This is a genomic window from Streptomyces sp. NPDC033174 (assembly GCF_055577795.1).
In genome coordinates, this window is sequence record NZ_JBVIPQ010000002.1 from 437,687 (window position 1) to 458,075 (window position 20,389).

The window sequence follows — 20,389 nt, forward strand, 5'->3', positions numbered from 1 at the left end:
ATGATGATGACCGAGCAGAGTAAGGGCGGCCGAATACGCGCCACCGGGCGCCGTCGGGCGCCGTCCACCAAGCGCCGCAAGGCGACGACCGTCGCCCTCTGGGCGATGGCGGCAGCCGTGGTGGCCGGCGGGTCCGGGCTCGGATACGTCTACTTCACCCTCAACGGGAACATCCAGAGCGTCGACATCAACGCGCAGCTCGGCGACGACCGCCCCGCCGATGTCGACAACGGCTCCATGGACATCCTCGTCCTCGGCTCGGACTCGCGCTCCGGCGACAACTCCGCCTACGGCCGGGACGAGGGCGCGGCGCGCTCCGACACCGCGATGATCGTCCACGTCTACGAGGGCCACAGGAAGGCTTCCGTCGTCTCCGTGCCCCGCGACACCCTCATCGAGCGCCCGGAGTGCACGGACGGCGAGGGCAGGACCGTCGCCTCCGAGCGCCGCGCCATGTTCAACACGGCGTACGAGGTCGGCGGGCCGGCCTGCGCGGTGAAGACCGTCGAGTCGGTGTCCGGCATCCGCATGGACCACTTCATCGAGGTGGACTTCACCGGCTTCAAGAAGCTGATCGACGAACTCGGCGGGGTGAAGGTCACGACCACCGAGCCGATCAAGGACGGCAAGAGCCATTTCGACCTCGCCCCGGGCCCGCACACCCTCGACGGCGAGCAGTCCCTCGGCCTGGTCCGCACCCGCAAGAGCGTCGGCGACGGCAGCGACCTCGGGCGCATCCAGCTCCAGCAGGCCTTCATGAAGGCCTTCATCAACCAGGTCAAGGACGTCGGCGTCTTCACCAGCCCCAAGAAGCTGCTGAACCTCGCCGACTCCGCCACCAAGGCGATCAAGCCCGACTCCGAGCTCGACTCGGTCAATGAGCTGATGAGCTTCGCCCAGGGCCTCAAGGGGCTCGGCGCCGACGACGTCCACATGATCACGATGCCGGTGACCTACGACGTCCGGGACCCGAACCGGGTGATCCCGATGGAGAAGCAGACCCAGCAGGTGTGGACCGCCCTCAAGACGGACCGCCCGATCCCCGCCTCCGCGACCAAGGACGCCGCCACCGGCCAGGCCGACGGGGTGGTCCAGTAGCGCCGGAATAGATCCGGCCGCCCCCCGGTTTTGGGAGATACGGCCGGTCCTGGCAGACTGGTACGTCGGCCCCGGTTCACGTACGAGCAATCCGCGCGTACGACCCGGCGCCCTCCCGAAACTAGGAGACACCTTGAAGCGCGAGATCCACCCCGAGTACGTCGAGACCCAGGTCAGCTGCACCTGTGGCGCGTCGTTCACCACCCGTAGCACCCTCACCGAGGGCACCATCCGTGCCGAGGTCTGCTCCGAGTGCCACCCGTTCTACACGGGCAAGCAGAAGATCCTCGACACCGGCGGCCGCGTGGCCCGCTTCGAGGCCCGCTTCGGCAAGGCTGCCGGCTCCGCCTCGAAGTAGCGAGCCACTGCGCCGGTCTTCGGCCGCCCCCGCGGGGGCGGCTGGGACCGGCGTTTGCCGTCCCGCAGCCACTTCCCGCGCAGCCATGCCGCGTCACCGGACGCGTAGAAAACCAGGAGCCCCCGAATGTTCGAGGCGGTCGAGGAATTGATCGGCGAACACGCCGATCTCGAGAAGAAGCTCGCCGACCCTTCGGTCCACGCCGACCAGGCGAACGCGCGCAAGCTCAACAAGCGCTACGCCGAGCTGACCCCGATCGTCGGCACGTACCGCTCCTGGAAGCAGGCCGGTGACGACATCGAGACCGCCCGCGAACTGGCGCACGACGACCCCGACTTCGCCGCCGAGGTGAAGGAGCTGGAGAAGCACCGCGAGGAGCTCACGGAGAAGCTGCGGCTGCTCCTGGTCCCGCGCGACCCCAGCGACGACAAGGACGTCATCCTGGAGATCAAGGCGGGCGCGGGCGGCGACGAGTCGGCGCTGTTCGCCGGCGACCTGCTGCGGATGTATCTGCGCTACGCCGAGCGCGTCGGCTGGAAGACCGAGATCATCGACGCCACCGAGTCCGAGCTGGGCGGCTACAAGGACGTCCAGGTCGCGGTGAAGACCAAGGGCGGCCAGGGTGCCACCGAGCCCGGCCAGGGCGTCTGGGCGCGGCTGAAGTACGAGGGCGGGGTGCACCGCGTGCAGCGCGTGCCCGCCACCGAGTCGCAGGGCCGCATCCACACCTCCGCCGCCGGTGTCCTCGTGACCCCCGAGGCCGAGGAGATCGAGGTCGAGGTCCACGCCAACGACCTGCGGATCGACGTCTACCGCTCGTCGGGTCCCGGCGGCCAGTCCGTCAACACGACCGACTCCGCGGTCCGCATCACGCACCTGCCGACCGGCATCGTCGCCTCCTGCCAGAACGAGAAGAGCCAGCTCCAGAACAAGGAGCAGGCCATGCGTATCCTCCGGTCCAGGCTGCTCGCCGCGGCCCAGGAGGAGGCCGAGAGCAAGGCCGCCGACGCCCGTCGCAGCCAGGTTCGTACGGTCGACCGTTCCGAGAAGATCCGTACGTACAACTACCCGGAAAACCGCATCTCGGACCACCGCGTCGGTTTCAAGGCGTACAACTTGGACCAGGTGCTCGACGGTGACCTGGACGCCATGATCCAGGCCTGCGTCGACGCCGACTCCGCGGCGAAGCTCGCCGCCGCGTAAGCCCACCCCGTACGGAGGACCAGCGTGAACCTGCTGCTCGCGGAAGTGGCCCAGGCCACCCAGCGGCTGGCCGACGCCGGCGTGCCCTCGCCGCGCAATGACGCGGAGGAGCTCGCCGCGTTCGTGCACGGCGTCAAGCGGGGGGAGCTGCACACCGTCAAGGACGCGGACTTCGACGCGCGCTACTGGGAGACCATCGCCCGGCGCGAGGCCCGTGAACCGCTCCAGCACATCACCGGCCGTGCCTTCTTCCGGTACCTGGAGCTCCAGGTCGGGCCCGGTGTCTTCGTGCCCCGCCCGGAGACCGAGTCGGTCGTCGGCTGGGCCATAGACGCCGTACGCGCGATGGACGTGGTCGAGCCGCTCATCGTCGACCTCTGCACCGGCTCCGGCGCGATCGCGCTCGCCATGGCGCAGGAGGTCCCGCGCTCGCGCGTGCACGCCGTGGAGCTCTCCGACGACGCGCTGCGGTGGACCCGGAAGAACGCCGACGGTTCGCGGGTCACCGTCCACCAGGGCGACGCCCTGAGCGCCCTGCCCGAGCTCGACGGCCAGGTCGACCTGGTCATCTCCAACCCGCCGTACATCCCGCTCACCGAGTGGGAGTACGTCGCCCCCGAGGCCCGTGACCACGACCCGGAGATGGCCCTCTTCTCCGGCGAGGACGGACTCGACACCATCCGCGGCATCGAGCGCACCGCGCACCGGCTCCTGCGCCCCGGCGGTCTCGTCGTCATCGAGCACGCCGACACCCAGGGCGGCCAAGTGCCGTGGATCTTCAACGAGGAGGCCGGCTGGGCGGACGCGGCCGACCACCCGGACCTGAACAACCGACCGCGCTTCGCGACGGCGCGCAAGGCGACACCATGACGTACAGGGAGGCCCGCTAATGGCTCGGCGATACGACTGCAACGACGCGACCGACCGCACGACCGGCCTGCGTGAGGCCGCGTCGGCCGTCCGCCGCGGCGAGCTCGTCGTGCTGCCCACCGACACCGTGTACGGCATCGGTGCGGACGCCTTCTCCTCGGAGGCGGTCGCCGATCTGCTCGACGCGAAGGGGCGCGGCCGCAATATGCCCACCCCTGTCCTCATCGGCTCGCCGAACACCCTGCACGGTCTGGTCACGGACTTCTCCGAGCAGGCCTGGGAGCTCGTCGACGCCTTCTGGCCCGGCGCGCTGACCCTGGTCGCCAAGCACCAGCCCTCGCTCCAGTGGGACCTCGGCGACACCCGTGGCACGGTCGCGGTCCGGATGCCGCTGCACCCCGTCGCCATCGAGCTGCTCACCGAGGTCGGCCCCATGGCGGTGTCGTCCGCGAACCTGACGGGCCACCCCTCGCCCGAGGACTGCGACGCCGCGCAGCAGATGCTCGGCGACTCCGTCTCCGTCTACCTGGACGGCGGTCCGACGCCGGGCATCGTCCCGTCGTCGATCGTCGACGTCACCGGCAAGGTCCCGGTCCTGCTGCGCGCGGGCGCCCTCGACGCGGACGAGCTCCGCAAGGTGGTACCCGACCTCGAGGTGGCCAATTGACCGCCCCTGAGGGGCGTGGCATAGCGGGGTACGGCAGTTCCTTCCGCATCCTCCACGTCAGTACCGGCAACGTCTGCCGCTCGCCGATCACCGAGCGGCTGACCCGCCATGCCCTCAGCGACCGCCTCGGCGGCGACCCGCTGGCGGGCGGCCTGATCGTGGAGAGCGCCGGCACCTGGGGCCACGAGGGCGCCCCGATGGAGGCCAACGCCGAGATCGTCCTCGCGGACTTCGGCGCGGACGCGACCGGGTTCGTGGGCCGTGAACTGCTCGACGAGCACGTGATCCGCGCGGACCTGGTGCTGACGGCCACGCGCGACCACCGGGCGCAGGTCATCTCCATGGGCCACTCGGCGGGCCTGCGCACCTTCACCCTGAAGGAGTTCACCCGCCTCGTCCGGGCCATAGACCCGGCGACGCTGCCCGACCCGTCGAGCGAGGGCATGGTCGAACGGGCCCGCGCCCTGGTCCGGGCGGCGGCGGCGCTGCGCGGCTGGCTGCTGGCGCCGAACGCGGACGCCGACGAGGTCAACGACCCGTACGGCGCGCCCATCACGTTCTTTCGCTCGATCGGCGACGAGATCAACCAGGCGCTCGACCCGGTGGTCACGGCCCTGACGGGTGTGCCCACGCGCACCTGAACCGCCGGCCGGTCGCGTACCCCGTCCCGGGCCGCCGCGGGGCTGGCCGAAAATAATCGGTACACCCGGATCGCCCGACAACCGCGCACAGCGGCCCGCGCGCGCCTACATTGGATCTGAAGCCCAGCCCACGCCTGGAGCCAAGATGCCGGTCACCGTTGCTCCCGCTCCCGACTCCGACGATGTGCGCGTCACCGCGCACGGACCGGATTTCGACGTCCTGCGCCGACAGGACCCCGAGATCGCCGACGTGATGCTGGCGGAAGTGCGGCGGCAGGCCGACGGCCTGCAGCTCATCGCCGCCGAGAACTTCACCTCGCCCGCCGTCCTCGCCGCCCTCGGCTCGCCGCTGTCCAACAAGTACGCCGAGGGCTATCCCGGCGCCCGCCACCACGGTGGATGCGAGCTCGTCGACGCCGCCGAGCGGATCGCGACCGACCGCGCCACCGCCCTCTTCGGCGCCGAGCACGCCAACGTACAGCCGCACTCCGGCTCGTCCGCCGTCCTCGCCGCCTACGCGGCGCTGCTGCGCCCCGGCGACACGGTCCTCGCCATGGGGCTGTCGTACGGCGGGCACCTCACGCACGGCTCACCGGCCAACTTCTCCGGCCGCTGGTTCGACTTCGTCCCGTACGGCGTCGACGCCGGGAGCGGCCTGATCGACTACAGCCAGATCCGCGCCCTCGCCCGTACGCACAAGCCCAAGGCGATCGTCTGTGGCTCGATTTCATACCCCCGGCACATCGACTACGCCCTCTTCCGCGACATCGCCGACGAGGTCGGGGCCTATCTGATCGCCGACGCGGCGCACCCCATGGGGCTGATCGCCGGGGGAGCCGCGCCCAACCCCGTCCCGTACGCGGACGTGGTCTGCGCCACCACGCACAAGGTGCTGCGCGGCCCGCGCGGCGGGATGATCCTGTGCGGCGAGGAGCTCGCCGAGCGGATCGACCGGGCCGTCTTCCCCTTCACCCAGGGCGGCGCGCAGATGCACTCGATCGCCGCGAAGGCCGTCGCGTTCGGCGAGGCGGCAACACCGGCCTTCGCGAAGTACGCCCATCAGGTGGTCGATCACGCCCGCACCCTCGCGGAGGCGCTGGCCGACGAGGGATTCCTGGTCACCACCGGCGGCACCGACACCCATCTGATCACCGCGGACCCGTCCCCCCTCGGCATCGACGGCCGCCTCGCGCGGATGCGGCTCGCGGCCGCCGGCATCGTGCTCGACACCTGCGCCCTGCCCTACGGGGACGGGCGGGGAATCCGGCTCGGAACCGCCGCCGTGACCACCCAGGGCATGGGCGCCCGGGAGATGACCCGGGTCGCCGCCCTGTTCACCGCGGCCCTGCGCGACGACGCCGAGGAGTCGGTGCGGGTACGCGAGGAAGTACGCGATCTCGCGCGGCGATTTCCTCCGTACGGCCCCCGGCGTTAGGCCTCCGGACACCCACGGGAACCGGCGGCGCAACCATCCCGGCCCCCCGGGTGTCCTCCAGCACATGGACAGCACAGCTAGGGTGTGGGGCTGAGATGGCCAGCGATTCCTGTGGGGCAGCCCGTGCGTGATTACCTGCTGACGCTCTGTGTCACGGCTGCGGTGACCTACCTGCTGACCGGTCCGGTGCGGAAGTTCGCCATCGCGACCGGAGCGATGCCGGAGATCCGCGCCCGAGACGTACACCGAGAACCGACACCGCGGCTCGGTGGCATCGCCATGTTCATCGGGCTGTGCGCGGGCCTGCTCGTCGCGTCCCATCTGCAGAACCTCAGCAGTGTCTTCGAGCTCTCCAACGAGCCCCGCGCGCTGCTCTCCGGCGCCGCGCTGATCTGGCTGATCGGCGTCCTGGACGACAAGTTCGAGATCGACGCCCTGATCAAGCTGGGCGCGCAGATGATCGCGGCCGGTGTGATGGTGATGCAGGGTCTGACGATCCTGTGGCTGCCCATTCCCGGTCTCGGCACGGTGGCCCTGACCCAGTGGCAGGGCACGCTGCTGACCGTCGCCCTGGTCGTCATCACCATCAACGCGGTGAACTTCGTCGACGGCCTCGACGGTCTCGCCGCCGGCATGACGTGCATCGCCGCCGCGGCCTTCTTCCTGTACGCGTACCGGATCTGGTTCGGCTACACGATCGAAGCCGCGGCCCCGGCGACGCTGTTCGCGGCCATCCTCATGGGTATGTGCCTGGGCTTCCTGCCGCACAACATGCATCCGGCGCGGATCTTCATGGGCGACTCGGGCTCGATGCTGATCGGGCTGATCCTCGCGGCCTCCGCGATCTCGATCACCGGCCAGGTCGACCCGGACGCGCTGAAGATCTTCGAGGGGTCGACCCGTCAGGCCACCCACGCGGCGCTGCCCGTCTTCATTCCGCTGCTGCTGCCGCTGACGATCATCGCGATCCCGGTCGCGGACCTGGTCCTCGCGATCGTGCGCCGCACCTGGCACGGCCAGTCGCCGTTCGCCGCCGACCGCGGTCATCTCCACCACCGTCTGCTGGAGATCGGACATTCGCACAGCCGGGCCGTGCTGATCATGTACTTCTGGTCGGCGCTGATCGCCTTCGGCACCCTCGCCTACTCGGTGCACTCGGCGTCGATGTGGATCGTGCTGATGATCGTGGGCCTGAGCGCGATCGGTCTGGTGCTCCTGCTGCTGCCGCGGTTCGAGCCGCGGGCACCGCGCTGGGCAGAGTCGTTCGTTCCGCCGCGCTACCGCCGACGGGGCGCCGTGCGGTCCGGGACCGCGGCCGACGCCGAACCGGTCTCCGCGGCCGCGCGGGAGGCGGAGCCCGAGCGGGTCGCCGTTCCGGCGGGGGTCAACGGGGCGACCGCCATCGGTCACCGTTCCCGCTTCACGGACCGGCGGAAGGCCGGAACGCCCAGTTGACGAAAGCGGCACAGGGGTCCATTACCAGACACAACGCCCTTGTGTCCTGCACACACGCGCGGGGTACCTCTCATGTGTGACAGTCAGCACACGAGGTGAGTAAAGACCTCATCAAATAGTTTGTGATACCGTTCACGAGACCCGGCGACAGAGCCGAAGGACCGTAGTGCGACGGTCCGTTGGCCCCGAGACTCACCTCGGACCGGGCTTACGCTCGTCCATGACGACACCACTGCCCCCACCAGCAAGCGGAGACACCGCCATGCCGTCCAACGACGCCCGCACCCTGCTGCACACCGCCGTACCCGCTGCTGCCGTCGGCGCCATCGCCGTCCTGGTCAGTGGTCTGGTCGCCGGTGGCAAGGGAGCGCTCGGCGCGGTCGTGGGGGCTCTGGTGGTGATCCTCTTCATGGGGGTCGGGCTCGTGGTGCTCCAGCGGACCGCGAAGTCACTTCCGCAGCTGTTCCAGGCCATGGGGCTGATGCTCTACACGGCCCAACTGCTGCTGCTCTTCATTTTGATGGCCCTGCTCAAGAACACGACGTGGTTCGACTTCAAGGCCTTTGCCTTCACCTGCCTCGCGGTGACCATCGTGTGGGTCGCCGCACAGGCACGCGCGTACATGAAGGCAAAGATCCTCTATGTCGAACCCGAGTCCCCGAAGGGTGAAAAGCCCGAGAAGACGGGGTCGTCGACGTGAAGGGTAGGGCCGGGATAAATGCCCGTTCGCGATCCTGCTATCGTCCGGTGCCAACTGCGGCACTGCGGGCGCGGGCATCCGAGCTGACGCCTGTCCCAGCGCGAGGCACGATGCCGAACCGCCGCCCCCTTATCCGTAAGACCAGTCCAGTGCCGACCCGCGGCTGCGTGCCGCGCCGACACAACGAGGTTGCCGTACCTATGCGCCACGCTGAAGGAGCCCGCGGTGAGTGCTGACCAGACGCTTGCCTTCGACCCCGATTGCCACCTCTTCTCCGGATGTGGCTTCCCGGCGCCGGGCCTCCACACCTTCCTTTACGAGCCCATCGCCACCTGGGGCAGCTTCGAGTTCACGAAGCCGATGCTGCTCGCGCTGCTGAGCTCGATCGTGGTCGTCGTCTTCTTCTGGGCTGCATTCAACAAGCCCAAGATGGTCCCGGGCAAGGTCCAGATGATCGGCGAGGCCGGTTACGACTTCGTTCGCCGCGGCATTGTCTACGAGATCATCGGCAAGAAGGACGGCGAGAAGTACGTCCCCTTGATGGTGTCGCTGTTCTTCTTCGTATGGATCATGAATCTCTGGTCCATCATTCCGGTCGCGCAGTTCCCGGTCACCTCGCTGATCGCGTTCCCGGCCGGCCTCGCCGCGATCGTGTACATCCTGTGGGTCTCCCTGACCTTCAAGAAGCACGGCTTCGTCGGCGGCTGGAAGAACATCACCGGCTACGACAAGTCGCTCGGCTGGGTGCTGCCGCTCATCGTGGTGATCGAGTTCTTCTCGAACCTGCTGATCCGGCCCTTCACGCACGCGGTCCGACTGTTCGCGAACATGTTCGCCGGCCACCTGCTGATCGTGATGTTCACGCTGGCCTCCTGGTACCTGATGAACGGCATCGGCATCGCCTACGGCAGTGTCTCGTTCGTCATGGTCCTGGTGATGACGGGCTTCGAGCTCTTCATCCAGGCCGTCCAGGCGTACGTCTTCGTCCTCCTGGCCTCCAGCTACATCCAGGGCGCGCTCGCCGAGCACCACTGAGCCCAGCCCCTCCCCCTGAACCAACAGACGTCGGTGGCCAACCCCCACCGGTCCGTGAAAGAGAAGGAAGTAACGGCATGTCCGCTGCTCTCGAAATGGTCAACCTCGCCGCCGGCGCCAAGGAGAACGTGGTCGGCAACGTCGCCTCGATCGGCTACGGCCTCGCGGCCATCGGCCCCGGCGTCGGCGTCGGCATCATCTTCGGTAACGGCACCCAGGCCCTCGCGCGTCAGCCCGAAGCGGCCGGCCTGATCCGCACCAACCAGATCATGGGTTTCGCGTTCTGTGAGGCGCTCGCCCTCATCGGCATCGTCATGGGCTTCGTCTACCAGTAAGCCGGATCGACAGCCCAAAACCATTCACGGAAGGCACTGATGTGAACGCTCTGCTTCTTGCGCAGGCGGAGGAGCCTCAGAATCCTCTGATCCCGCATCTCGATGAGCTCGTCATCGGCCTGATCGCCTTCGTCATCGTCTTCGGCTTCCTCGCCAAGAAGCTCCTCCCGAACATCAACAAGGTTCTGGACGAGCGCCGCGCGGCGATCCAAGGCGGTATCGAAGAGGCCGAAGCCATGAAGATCGAGGCCCAGAGCGTGCTGGAGCAGTACAAGGCTCAGCTCGCCGAGGCCCGTCACGAGGCCGCGCGTCTTCGCCAGGAAGCGACGGAGCAGGGCACCGCTCTCATCCAGGAGATGAAGGCGGAAGGCCAGCGCCAGCGCGACGAGATCATCGCTCTCGGCCACGCCCAGATCGAGGCCGACCGCAAGGCCGCGGCCACCGCACTGCGTCAGGACGTGGGCAAGCTCGCCACCGACCTGGCCGGCAAGCTGGTCGGCGAGTCCCTCGAGGACCACGCCCGCCAGAGCCGCACCATCGACCGCTTCCTCGACGAGCTCGAGGAGAAGGCCGAGGCTGCCCGATGAACGGAGCGAGCCGCGAGGCACTGGCTACCGCACGTGAGCGTCTCGACGCGCTGACCGACAACACCTCGGTCGACGCTGCGAAGCTCGCCGAGGAGCTGGCCGCCGTCACCGCGCTGCTCAACCGCGAGGTGTCGCTGCGTCGGGTCCTGACCGACCCGGCGCAGGCCGGTGAGGCCAAGGCCGCGCTGGCCCAGCGACTGCTGAGCGGTCAGGTGGGCGGGGACACCGTCGACCTGGTCTCCGGCATGGTCCGTTCCCGCTGGTCGCAGTCGCGCGACCTGGTCGACTCCGTGGAAGAGCTGGCGAACACCGCCGACCTCACCGCGGCGCAGCAGGCCGGCGTACTCGACGACGTCGAGGACGAGCTGTTCCGGTTCGGCCGGATCGTCACCTCCAGCACCGAGCTGCGCTCGGCGCTGACGGACAAGGCGGCCTCGCTGTCCGCCAAGGGCGAGCTGCTGGGCAGCCTGCTCGGCGGCAAGGCCAACCCGGTCACCGAGCGTCTGGTGGTCCGTCTCGTGACCCAGCCCCGGGGACGTAGCCTGGAAGCGGGACTCGAGTCCCTGTCCAGGCTCGCCGCGGCGCGCCGGGACCGGATGGTGGCCGTCGTGACCACGGCGGTGCCGATGACCGACCAGCAGAAGGCGCGCCTCGGCGCGGCACTGGCCAAGCTGTACGGCCGCCAGATGCACCTGAACCTGGACGTGGACCCCGAGGTCCTCGGCGGGATCACGGTCCGCGTCGGCGACGAGGTCATCAACGGGACCATCGCGGACCGTCTCGAAGAGGCGTCCCGCCGGCTGGCCGGCTGACACACCGTCAGCAGACCAACTCAACAAGCATCACCAGCGGCCCGGTTGGGCCGTGCAGAACTTGCAGAAGATTCCTGGGGGTCGGCCCCCAGACCCCCAAAGAAACTTCGGGCCCAACAAGGAGAGCAGGGAACCCAGATGGCGGAGCTCACGATCCGGCCGGAGGAGATCCGGGACGCGCTGGAGAACTTTGTCCAGTCGTACAAGCCGGACGCGGCCTCGCGCGAGGAGGTCGGTACGGTCAGCCTGGCCGGCGACGGCATCGCGAAGGTCGAGGGTCTTCCCTCGGCCATGGCGAACGAGCTGCTGAAGTTCGAGGACGGCACCCTCGGTCTCGCCCTCAACCTCGAGGAGCGCGAGATCGGTGCGATCGTCCTCGGCGAGTTCAGCGGTATCGAGGAGGGGCAGCCGGTCACCCGCACCGGTGAGGTCCTCTCCGTCGGCGTAGGCGAGGGTTACCTGGGTCGCGTCGTCGACCCGCTCGGCAACCCGATCGACGGCCTCGGCGAGATCGCGACCGAGAGCCGGCGCGCGCTGGAGCTGCAGGCTCCGGGCGTCATGGCGCGTAAGTCGGTGCACGAGCCGATGCAGACCGGCTACAAGGCCGTCGACGCGATGGTGCCGATCGGCCGTGGCCAGCGTCAGCTGATCATCGGCGACCGTCAGACCGGCAAGACCGCGCTGGCCGTCGACACGATCATCAACCAGCGTGACAACTGGCGCACCGGCGACCCGAAGAAGCAGGTCCGCTGCATCTACGTCGCCATCGGCCAGAAGGGCTCCACCATCGCGTCCGTGCGCGGTGCCCTGGAGGAGGCCGGCGCGCTCGAGTACACGACGATCGTCGCCGCGCCCGCGTCCGACCCGGCCGGCTTCAAGTACCTCGCCCCGTACACCGGCTCGGCCATCGGCCAGCACTGGATGTACGACGGCAAGCACGTCCTGATCATCTTCGACGACCTGTCGAAGCAGGCCGACGCCTACCGCGCCGTGTCGCTGCTGCTGCGCCGTCCGCCGGGCCGTGAGGCCTACCCGGGCGACGTCTTCTACCTGCACTCGCGTCTCCTGGAGCGCTGCGCCAAGCTGTCCGACGAGATGGGCGCCGGTTCGATGACCGGTCTCCCGATCGTCGAGACCAAGGCGAACGACGTGTCGGCGTTCATCCCGACCAACGTCATCTCCATCACAGACGGCCAGTGCTTCCTCGAGTCCGACCTGTTCAACGCCGGCCAGCGTCCGGCCCTGAACGTCGGTATCTCGGTCTCCCGTGTCGGTGGCTCCGCCCAGCACAAGGCCATGAAGCAGGTCTCCGGCCGTCTGCGCGTGGACCTCGCCCAGTACCGCGAGCTGGAGGCGTTCGCCGCCTTCGGTTCCGACCTGGACGCGGCCTCCAAGGCTCAGATGGAGCGCGGCAAGCGCATGGTCGAGCTGCTGAAGCAGGGCCAGTACCAGCCGATGCCCGTCGAGGAGCAGGTCGTCTCCGTCTGGGCCGGTACCACCGGCAAGATGGACGACGTCCCGGTCAACGACATCCGTCGCTTCGAGGCCGAGCTGCTGGAGTACCTGCGCCGTGAGCGCAAGGACCTCCTGACCAGCATCGCCGAGGGCGGCAAGATGTCGGACGACACCCTCCAGTCCGTCGCCGACGCCATCACCGCCTTCAAGCAGCAGTTCGAGACCTCGGACGGCAAGCTTCTGGGCGAAGACGCGCCGGTCAGCACCGCCAAGTAGACGACGGAAGGGACCTGACTCATGGGAGCGCAGCTCCGGGTCTACAAGCGTCGCATCAAATCCGTCACCGCGACCAAGAAGATCACCAAGGCGATGGAGATGATCGCCGCCTCGCGCATCGTCAAGGCGCAGCGCCAGGTGGCGGCCTCCACGCCGTACGCGACCGAGCTCACCCGAGCGGTGACCGCGGTGGCGACGGGGTCGACGACGAACCACGCCCTGACCACCGAGGTCGAGCGTCCGACGCGCGCCGCGATTCTGCTCATCACGAGCGACCGCGGCCTCGCCGGCGGCTACTCCTCGAACGCCATCAAGGCGGCGGAGGAGCTCACCGAGCGCCTCCGCGGCGAGGGCAAGGAGGTCGACGCCTACATCGTCGGCCGCAAGGGTGTGTCGTACTACGGCTTCCGTGAGCGCAAGGTCACGGAGTCGTGGACCGGCTTCACCGACAACCCGACGTACGCGGACGCCAAGGCGGTCGCGGCCCCGCTGATCGCGGCGATCGAGAAGGACACGGCCGAGGGCGGTGTGGACGAGCTCCACATCGTGTTCACCGAGTTCATCTCGATGCTGACCCAGACTCCTGTGCAGAGCCGGCTGCTGCCGCTCAGCCTGGAGAAGGCCGCGGAGGAGACCGGCACGAAGGGCGAGATCCTTCCGCTGTTCGACTTCGAGCCGTCGGCTGAGGACGTCCTCGACGCCCTCCTGCCGCGCTACGTCGAGAGCCGGATCTACAACGCGCTGCTGCAGGCGGCTGCTTCCAAGCACGCCGCCACCCGCCGCGCGATGAAGTCGGCGACCGACAACGCCGGGGAGCTCATCAAGAGCCTCTCCCGGCTTGCCAACGCGGCCCGCCAGGCCGAAATCACCCAGGAAATCAGCGAGATCGTCGGTGGCGCCAGCGCCCTGGCCGACGCGACCGCGGGGAGTGACAAGTAATGACGACGTCTATCGAGCAGACCGGGACGGCCGTAGCCACGGGCCGCGTCGCCCGGGTCATCGGCCCGGTCGTCGACGTGGAGTTCCCCGTCGACGCGATGCCGGAGATCTACAACGCGCTGACCGTCCAGGTCGCCGACCCGGCTCTGGAGGGCCAGCTCAAGAAGCTGACCCTCGAGGTCGCCCAGCACCTGGGTGACGGCCTGGTCCGAGCGATCTCGATGCAGCCCACCGACGGTCTGGTCCGCCAGGCCCCGGTGACCGACACGGGCGCGGGCATCACCGTCCCGGTCGGCGACTTCACCAAGGGCAAGGTGTTCAACACGCTCGGTGAGGTGCTGAACAAGCCCGAGGAGAACGCCAACATCGGCGAGCGGTGGGCGATCCACCGCAAGGCCCCGAGCTTCGACCAGCTCGAGTCCAAGACCGAGATGTTCGAGACCGGCGTCAAGGTCATCGACCTTCTCACCCCGTACGTCAAGGGTGGAAAGATCGGTCTGTTCGGTGGTGCCGGTGTCGGCAAGACCGTTCTGATCCAGGAAATGATCTACCGCGTCGCCAACAACCACGACGGTGTGTCGGTGTTCGCGGGCGTCGGTGAGCGTACCCGTGAGGGCAACGACCTCATCGAGGAGATGGCCGACTCCGGCGTCATCGACAAGACGGCGCTCGTCTTCGGTCAGATGGACGAGCCCCCGGGCACCCGTCTGCGCGTCGCCCTGGCCGGTCTGACCATGGCGGAGTACTTCCGCGATGTGCAGAAGCAGGACGTGCTCTTCTTCATCGACAACATCTTCCGGTACACCCAGGCCGGCTCCGAGGTGTCCACCCTGCTCGGCCGTATGCCGTCCGCGGTGGGTTACCAGCCGAACCTGGCCGACGAGATGGGTCTGCTGCAGGAGCGCATCACCTCGACGCGTGGTCACTCGATCACCTCGATGCAGGCGATCTACGTCCCCGCGGACGACCTGACCGACCCGGCCCCGGCCACCACCTTCGCCCACCTCGACGCGACGACGGTTCTCTCCCGTCCGATCTCCGAGAAGGGCATCTACCCGGCCGTGGACCCGCTGGACTCCACGTCCCGGATCCTGGACCCGCGTTACATCGCGCAGGACCACTACGACACCGCCACGCGGGTCAAGGGAATCCTGCAGAAGTACAAGGACCTCCAGGACATCATCGCGATCCTCGGTATCGACGAGCTCGGCGAGGAGGACAAGCTCGTTGTCCACCGTGCCCGTCGCGTGGAGCGCTTCCTGTCGCAGAACACCCACGTCGCCAAGCAGTTCACCGGCGTGGACGGTTCGGACGTGCCGCTCGACGAGTCGATCGCCGCGTTCAACTCGATCTGCGACGGTGAGTACGACCACTTCCCCGAGCAGGCGTTCTTCATGTGCGGTGGCATTGAGGACCTCAAGGCCAACGCCAAGGAGCTCGGCGTCTCCTGAGTCCCATGACTCGCAGAGGGGGGCGGGTGCGTCCCGCCCCCCTCTGTACGCCCTTTAGAATTGACCCAACACCCGGCCGAACCGCCGGGTGGTGACCCGAGGAGCCACCCTTGGCTGCTGAGCTGCACGTCGAGCTGGTCGCCGCGGACCGGAGTGTCTGGTCCGGCGAGGCCACCCTGGTCATCGCGCGCACCACGTCCGGCGACATCGGCGTCATGCCCGGCCACCAGCCGCTGCTCGGTGTGCTGGAGTCGGGCCCGGTGACCATCCGTACGAGCGAGGGCGAGACCGTCGTCGCCGCCGTGCACGGCGGATTCATCTCGTTCGCCGACAACAAGCTTTCGCTGCTCGCGGAGATCGCCGAGCTGGCGGACGAGATCGACGCCCAGCGCGCCGAGCGCGCGCTGGAGCGAGCGAAGTCGGATTCGGACGCCGCCGCCGAGCGTCGCGCCGATGTCCGGTTGCGCGCGGTAGCGGTCCGCTAGCGGACCGCCGCCGAGAGTTGTGCCCTCAGCCGCGGCCCGGCCTGGAATTCTCCGGGCCGTGCCGCGGCTGAGGCGATGCAGATGCAGGTGTAATCCGCTACGCACGATGCGAGGAGGTCGGTGAAGATGTTCCTCGCTCTGCTCGTGGGCGGACTGGTAGTCGCACTGGTGGTGATCGGGCTCTTCGTCTTCGGTCTGCGCCGGCGGCTGATCCAGCGCTCCGGGGGCACCTTCGACTGCAGCCTGCGCTGGAACGTGCCGGAGGAGATCGACCTCTCCGGCAAGGGCTGGGTGTACGGAGTCGCCCGCTACAGCGGCGACCGCATCGCCTGGTTCCGGGTCTTCTCGTACGCACCCCGGCCGCGCCGGGTCCTGGAGCGCTCGGCCATCGAGGTGCTGGCGCGCCGGATGCCCGAGGGCGAGGAGGAGCTGGCGCTGCTGTCGGACGCCGTGATCCTCGGCTGTCTGCACCGGGGGACCCGTGTCGAGCTGGCGATGAGCGAGGACGCGCTCACCGGCTTCCTGGCCTGGCTCGAGGCGGCGCCTCCGGGCCAGCGTGTGAACGTGGCGTAATACCTGTGGCAGGGCGGAGGGGGCGGCGTGCTGCGCCGTCCCCTCCGCCGTGTCCCGTTATCCGAGACCGTTCTTGATCGCGCTCACCAGCTCGCCGTTGCCGGTGTCACCGCTGAACTCCCAGAAGAACGCGCCGCCCAGGCCCTGGCTCCTGGCCCAGCTCATCTTGGACGTGACGGTCGCCGGGGTGTCGTAGCTCCACCAGTTGGTGCCGCAGTGGGCGTAGGCCGTGCCGGCGATCGTGCCGTTGGCCGGGCAGGAGTTCTTGAGGACCTTGTAGTCCTCGATGCCCTGCTCGTACGTACCGGCGGCCGGGCCCGTCGCCGTGCCGCCCGGGGCCGACTGGGTCACGCCGGTCCAGCCCCGGCCGTAGAAGCCGATGCCCAGCAGCAGCTTGGCGGCCGGGACGCCCTTGGCCTTGAACTTGGCGATCGCCTCGGCGGAATTGAAGCCCGCCTGCGGGATGCCGCTGTACGAGGTGAGCGGGGAGTGCGGGGCCGTCGGTCCCTGCGCCGCCCAGGCGCCGAAGAAGTCGTACGTCATCACGTTGAACCAGTTCATGTACTGCGCGGCGCCGCCGTAGTCGGCCGCGTCGATCTTGCCGCCGGACGAGGCGTCGGCGGTGACGGCCGCGGTGACCAGGTTCCCCGTACCGAACTTGGCGCGCATGGCCTGGATCATGTTCTTGAAGGACGCCGGGCCGCTGGTGTCGCAGGACAGACCGCAGGCGTTGGGGTACTCCCAGTCGAGGTCGATGCCGTCGAAGACATCGGCCCAGCGGGGGTCCTCGACCAGGTCGTAGCAGGACTGGGCGAAGGCGGCCGGGTTCGCCGCGGCCTGACCGAAGCCGCCGGACCAGGTCCAGCCGCCGAAGGACCACAGCACCTTGATGTGGGGGTAGGCCTTCTTCAGCTTGCGCAGCTGGTTGAAGTTGCCGCGCAGCGGCTGGTCCCAGGTGTCGGCGACGCCGTCGACGGACTGGTCGGCGGTGTAGGCCTTGTCGTAGTCGGCGTAGGAGTCACCGATGGTGCACTTGCCGCCCTGGACGTTGCCGAAGGCGTAGTTGATGTGAGTGATCTTGGCGGCGGAGCCGGAGGTCACCAGGTTCTTCACGTGGTAGTTGCGGCCGTAGACGCCCCAGTTGGTGAAGTAGCCGAGCTTGACGGTGGAGCTCGGGCCGGGGCCGGGGCCGGGGTCCGTGCCGCCTCCGGTGGTGCGCACGCTCACGGCGCCGCTGGCCGGGCCGGTCTGGTCGAGGGTGTCGCGGGCCTGGACCGTGTACGAGTAGTCGGTGCCGGCGGTCAGCCCCGTGTTGGTGTACGTGAGTCCGGTGACCGTGGCGATCCTGGCGCCGCCCCGCAGGACGTCGTAGTTCTTGACGCCCTTGTCGTCGGTCGCGGCGGTCCAGGTCAGCTTCACCGAGGTGTTGGTGATGTCGGAGGCGACCGGGGTGCCGGGGGCCGAGGGCGGGTTGTCGCCGGGCTGCGAGCCGCCGTCACAGGATCCGCCGTTGACCTTGCAGCCGCTCGGGGCGCCGGAGCCGGTGCCGTTGAAGCCGAAGGAGACGGAGGCGCCGGGGGAGAGGGTACCGTTCCAGCCGACGTTCTTGGCGGTCCAGTGGGTGCCGGAGCTCGTGACGGTGGCGTCCCACGCCGAGGTGACGGCGGTGCCCGAGGGGTAGTCCCACTCGACGGTCCAGGAGCTGAGGGTGGTGGTGCCGGTGTTCTTCACCGTCCACTTGCCCTCGAAGCCGCTGCCCCAGTCGGAGACCTTGGTGTACGTGGCGGTGGCCGCCGCGGCGGCCTGTGCGGGAGCGGCGAGCCCGACCATCGCGGCGAGCGGTAGCAGCAGAGCGGTCAGTCCCGCGGCGGCACGGGATCTGAAGCCTGGTCTGTGCACGGAAGCTTGAGTGCTCAACGGTGCTCCTCAAGTTGCGGACGGACAAAAGAGGGGGTGGTCCGTGAACTGTGTGCGCGCCGTGAGCGTAGGAAGGTCTGGACCAATCGTCAATAGGTCCAGACCATAGGTGGAGAATGTGGGGGAGGCGGTGGGGTCAGACCCCCAACTCCTGAGCCAGCACGGCCGCTTGGACCCTGCTGCGCAACTCCAGCTTGCCGAGCAGTCGGCTGACATGCGTCTTGACCGTGGCTTCCGCCATGTCGAGCCGGACCGCGATCTCCGCGTTCGACAGCCCCTTGCCCAGGCACCCGAGCACCTCCCGTTCGCGCCGGGTGAGCGCGTCCAGTACGGCCGGGCCGGGTGAGTCCGGCGACGGCACGCGACGGGGCGCCGCGAACTCGGCGATCAGCCGCCGGGTCACCGCCGGCGCGATCAGACCCTCGCCGCGCGCCACCGTCCGTACCGCCTCGATCAGGTCCTTCGCGTCGGTGTTCTTCAGGAGGAAGCCCGCCGCGCCCGCCCGCAGCGCTCCGAAGACATACTCGTCCAGGTCGAAGGTGGTGAGGACGAGGACGTCGGCCAGCCCCTCGGCGACGACCTGGCGGGTGGCCGTGACCCCGTCCATCCGGGGCATCTGGACATCCATCAGCACCAGATCCGGGCGCAGCTCCCGGGCCAGCTCCACCGCCCGCTCCCCGTCCGCGGCCTCGCCCACCACCTCGATCTCCGGCGAGCTGCCCAGGATCAGGACCAGCCCGGCGCGCACCGCGCTCTGGTCCTCGGCGACCACTACCCGGATCGTCATGCGCTCGGAGTCCTCTCCTCGGCGGGCAGCTCGGCCCGTACCTGCCAGATCTTCGTACCGTCACCGTTGCCGACGGGCCCCGCCTCGAAGGTGCCGTCCAGCAGCGCCACCCGCTCGCGCATCCCCACCAGACCGGCTCCGGAGCCGGGCGCGCGGGGCCCGTCCCGGTCCCCGTACGGGCTGGTGACCCGTACCCTCAGCGCCCGCTCGTCCCGGACGAGCCGGACCGTGACCGGTCCGGCCGGAGCGTGCTTGAGCGCATTGGTCAGCGACTCCTGGACGATCCGGTACGCGGCGAGCTCGACCGGCGCCGGGAGCGGATCGAGATCCTCCGCGCGCACGTCGTCGAGGGTGAATGTCAGCCCGCTCGACGCGCCGTTCGTCCGTGCCTGCGCCAGGAGCGCGTCCAGTCCGGCCAGCCTGGGCGCGGCGGCCGGTTCCCCGTCGTCGCCACTCGCCCGCAGCAGCCCGATCAGCCGGCGCATCTCGGCGAGACCCTCCACGCTGTTCTCCCGGATCACGGTGAGCGCCCGGCGGGTGGTGGCCGCGTCGTCCAGCGAGAGCGCCGCCGTGGAGTGGATCGCGATGGCCGAGAGGTGGTTGGCGACCATGTCGTGCAGCTCGCGGGCCATGCGGGCGCGCTCGGCGACCACCGCCTGGGCGCGGTCCATCTCGGCCAGCAGGGCCGTCTGCTCGGCACGCAGCGAGGCGGTCTCCGCGGCCTCGCGGTGATTGCGGATGATCGCGCCGGTGGCCGCGGGTGCGAAGGACACCAGGCCGGTGACGATGCCGAGCAGCAGCCCCTCGGGTGTGCGGAACCAGGCCAGGTACGTGATGGTCGCGGCCACGGTGATCAGCCCGGTGGTCCGGGGCACCCGGCGTGCGGTCGCGGGCGACCCGTAGACCACGGCCGCGTAGACCAGGTCCGTGAACATCAGCACCGTGACCAGGTTCCCCTGCGTGAACTGGTCGGCCACGACCGCCAGGGTGCCGACGTTCAGGGCGGTACGGGGCATGGTCCTGCGATGCAGTTCGAGCAGCGCGGCCACCACGAGCGGCACCAGCGTCACCCAGGACGGCAGCTCGTCCCGGTGGTCCTGGGTGTGCAGTCCGAGTGCCCAGAGCAGGACACCGCCGAGCAGCCCGGTGACGGCGAAGAACACGTCGTCGCGGTGGGGGCGGGGGAGGGTCACGAGTCCATCCAACACGCCGGGAGCGGGCCGGGAGTCGGCGCGGGGGCGGAGCCGGGCATCCGTCGAAGGATGTAGTGGCGGGCCGTCCGGCCGACGTCCTCGTCCGCACGCACCGGA

21 protein-coding genes are annotated in these 20,389 nt (G+C 69.1%); 18 read left to right on the forward strand and 3 right to left on the reverse strand.

What is annotated here, in order from left to right; all coding sequences use genetic code 11:
• The first annotated feature begins 6 nt into the window (after positions 1-6).
• The 18 genes from ACZ5VC_RS08300 (at position 7) to ACZ5VC_RS08385 (ending at position 16,375) form a co-directional block, all read left to right on the forward strand.
• Complete coding sequence (locus ACZ5VC_RS08300) at positions 7-1,098, forward strand: LCP family protein (protein WP_469119298.1); 1,092 nt, start codon at positions 7-9, stop codon at positions 1,096-1,098.
• Between the two features lie 133 nt (positions 1,099-1,231).
• Positions 1,232-1,456, forward strand: coding sequence for a 50S ribosomal protein L31 (rpmE, locus tag ACZ5VC_RS08305; RefSeq protein WP_351781967.1), 225 nt, complete (start codon positions 1,232-1,234; stop codon positions 1,454-1,456).
• Between the two features lie 126 nt (positions 1,457-1,582).
• Positions 1,583-2,659 (forward strand): peptide chain release factor 1, encoded by a 1,077-nt coding sequence (gene prfA / locus ACZ5VC_RS08310; protein ID WP_468707021.1) that lies wholly within the window; start codon positions 1,583-1,585, stop codon positions 2,657-2,659.
• Positions 2,660-2,683: 24 nt separating this feature from the next.
• On the forward strand, positions 2,684-3,529 hold the full coding sequence (gene prmC / locus ACZ5VC_RS08315; RefSeq protein WP_468707019.1) for a peptide chain release factor N(5)-glutamine methyltransferase: 846 nt from the start codon (positions 2,684-2,686) through the stop codon (positions 3,527-3,529).
• 19 nt (positions 3,530-3,548) lie between these two features.
• A complete protein-coding gene (locus tag ACZ5VC_RS08320) occupies positions 3,549-4,196 on the forward strand; it encodes an L-threonylcarbamoyladenylate synthase (RefSeq protein ID WP_469119299.1) in 648 nt (215 codons plus the stop codon).
• The gene (locus tag ACZ5VC_RS08325; protein WP_468707014.1) at positions 4,193-4,837 is read left to right on the forward strand and encodes an arsenate reductase/protein-tyrosine-phosphatase family protein; all 645 of its coding nucleotides are present in this window, start codon (positions 4,193-4,195) and stop codon (positions 4,835-4,837) included. Before ACZ5VC_RS08320 ends, ACZ5VC_RS08325 begins: the two co-directional genes overlap by 4 nt.
• A 145-nt stretch (positions 4,838-4,982) precedes the next feature.
• On the forward strand, positions 4,983-6,272 hold the full coding sequence (locus tag ACZ5VC_RS08330; protein WP_469119300.1) for a serine hydroxymethyltransferase: 1,290 nt from the start codon (positions 4,983-4,985) through the stop codon (positions 6,270-6,272).
• Positions 6,273-6,395: 123 nt separating this feature from the next.
• Positions 6,396-7,727 carry an MraY family glycosyltransferase gene (locus ACZ5VC_RS08335; protein WP_469119301.1) on the forward strand — a complete coding sequence of 444 codons (1,332 nt, stop codon included), beginning with the start codon at positions 6,396-6,398 and terminating at the stop codon, positions 7,725-7,727.
• Between the two features lie 262 nt (positions 7,728-7,989).
• Positions 7,990-8,427: a hypothetical protein gene (locus tag ACZ5VC_RS08340; protein ID WP_468707417.1), complete on the forward strand. Its 438-nt coding sequence runs from the start codon at positions 7,990-7,992 to the stop codon at positions 8,425-8,427.
• Between the two features lie 225 nt (positions 8,428-8,652).
• Positions 8,653-9,462: a F0F1 ATP synthase subunit A gene (gene atpB / locus ACZ5VC_RS08345; protein ID WP_469119302.1), complete on the forward strand. Its 810-nt coding sequence runs from the start codon at positions 8,653-8,655 to the stop codon at positions 9,460-9,462.
• Between the two features lie 77 nt (positions 9,463-9,539).
• Positions 9,540-9,797, forward strand: coding sequence for an ATP synthase F0 subunit C (gene atpE, locus ACZ5VC_RS08350; protein WP_384239078.1), 258 nt, complete (start codon positions 9,540-9,542; stop codon positions 9,795-9,797).
• A 41-nt stretch (positions 9,798-9,838) separates the two neighbouring features.
• Positions 9,839-10,384: a F0F1 ATP synthase subunit B gene (locus ACZ5VC_RS08355; RefSeq protein WP_469119303.1), complete on the forward strand. Its 546-nt coding sequence runs from the start codon at positions 9,839-9,841 to the stop codon at positions 10,382-10,384.
• Positions 10,381-11,196: a F0F1 ATP synthase subunit delta gene (locus tag ACZ5VC_RS08360; protein ID WP_469119304.1), complete on the forward strand. Its 816-nt coding sequence runs from the start codon at positions 10,381-10,383 to the stop codon at positions 11,194-11,196. The genes ACZ5VC_RS08355 and ACZ5VC_RS08360 overlap by 4 nt, the downstream gene beginning before the upstream one ends.
• Before the next feature lie 138 nt (positions 11,197-11,334).
• Complete coding sequence (gene atpA, locus ACZ5VC_RS08365; RefSeq protein ID WP_469119305.1) at positions 11,335-12,927, forward strand: F0F1 ATP synthase subunit alpha; 1,593 nt, start codon at positions 11,335-11,337, stop codon at positions 12,925-12,927.
• 21 nt (positions 12,928-12,948) lie between these two features.
• The gene (locus tag ACZ5VC_RS08370; protein ID WP_468706997.1) at positions 12,949-13,866 is read left to right on the forward strand and encodes a F0F1 ATP synthase subunit gamma; all 918 of its coding nucleotides are present in this window, start codon (positions 12,949-12,951) and stop codon (positions 13,864-13,866) included.
• Positions 13,866-15,317: a F0F1 ATP synthase subunit beta gene (gene atpD / locus ACZ5VC_RS08375; RefSeq protein ID WP_468706994.1), complete on the forward strand. Its 1,452-nt coding sequence runs from the start codon at positions 13,866-13,868 to the stop codon at positions 15,315-15,317. The genes ACZ5VC_RS08370 and atpD overlap by 1 nt, the downstream gene beginning before the upstream one ends.
• A gap of 110 nt (positions 15,318-15,427) precedes the next feature.
• On the forward strand, positions 15,428-15,802 hold the full coding sequence (locus ACZ5VC_RS08380) for a F0F1 ATP synthase subunit epsilon (protein ID WP_468706992.1): 375 nt from the start codon (positions 15,428-15,430) through the stop codon (positions 15,800-15,802).
• A gap of 126 nt (positions 15,803-15,928) precedes the next feature.
• Positions 15,929-16,375 carry a DUF2550 domain-containing protein gene (locus tag ACZ5VC_RS08385; RefSeq protein WP_469119590.1) on the forward strand — a complete coding sequence of 149 codons (447 nt, stop codon included), beginning with the start codon at positions 15,929-15,931 and terminating at the stop codon, positions 16,373-16,375.
• Positions 16,376-16,432: 57 nt separating this feature from the next.
• Here ACZ5VC_RS08385 and ACZ5VC_RS08390 read toward each other — a convergent pair whose 3' ends face one another.
• The 3 genes from ACZ5VC_RS08390 to ACZ5VC_RS08400 form a co-directional block, all read right to left on the reverse strand.
• A complete protein-coding gene (locus ACZ5VC_RS08390) occupies positions 16,433-18,205 on the reverse strand; it encodes a glycosyl hydrolase family 18 protein (RefSeq protein WP_469119591.1) in 1,773 nt (590 codons plus the stop codon).
• Positions 18,206-18,428: 223 nt separating this feature from the next.
• On the reverse strand, positions 18,429-19,079 hold the full coding sequence (locus ACZ5VC_RS08395) for a response regulator (protein WP_469119306.1): 651 nt from the start codon (positions 19,077-19,079) through the stop codon (positions 18,429-18,431).
• Complete coding sequence (locus ACZ5VC_RS08400; protein WP_469119307.1) at positions 19,076-20,272, reverse strand: sensor histidine kinase; 1,197 nt, start codon at positions 20,270-20,272, stop codon at positions 19,076-19,078. Before ACZ5VC_RS08400 ends, ACZ5VC_RS08395 begins: the two co-directional genes overlap by 4 nt.
• Positions 20,273-20,389 lie beyond the last annotated feature (117 nt).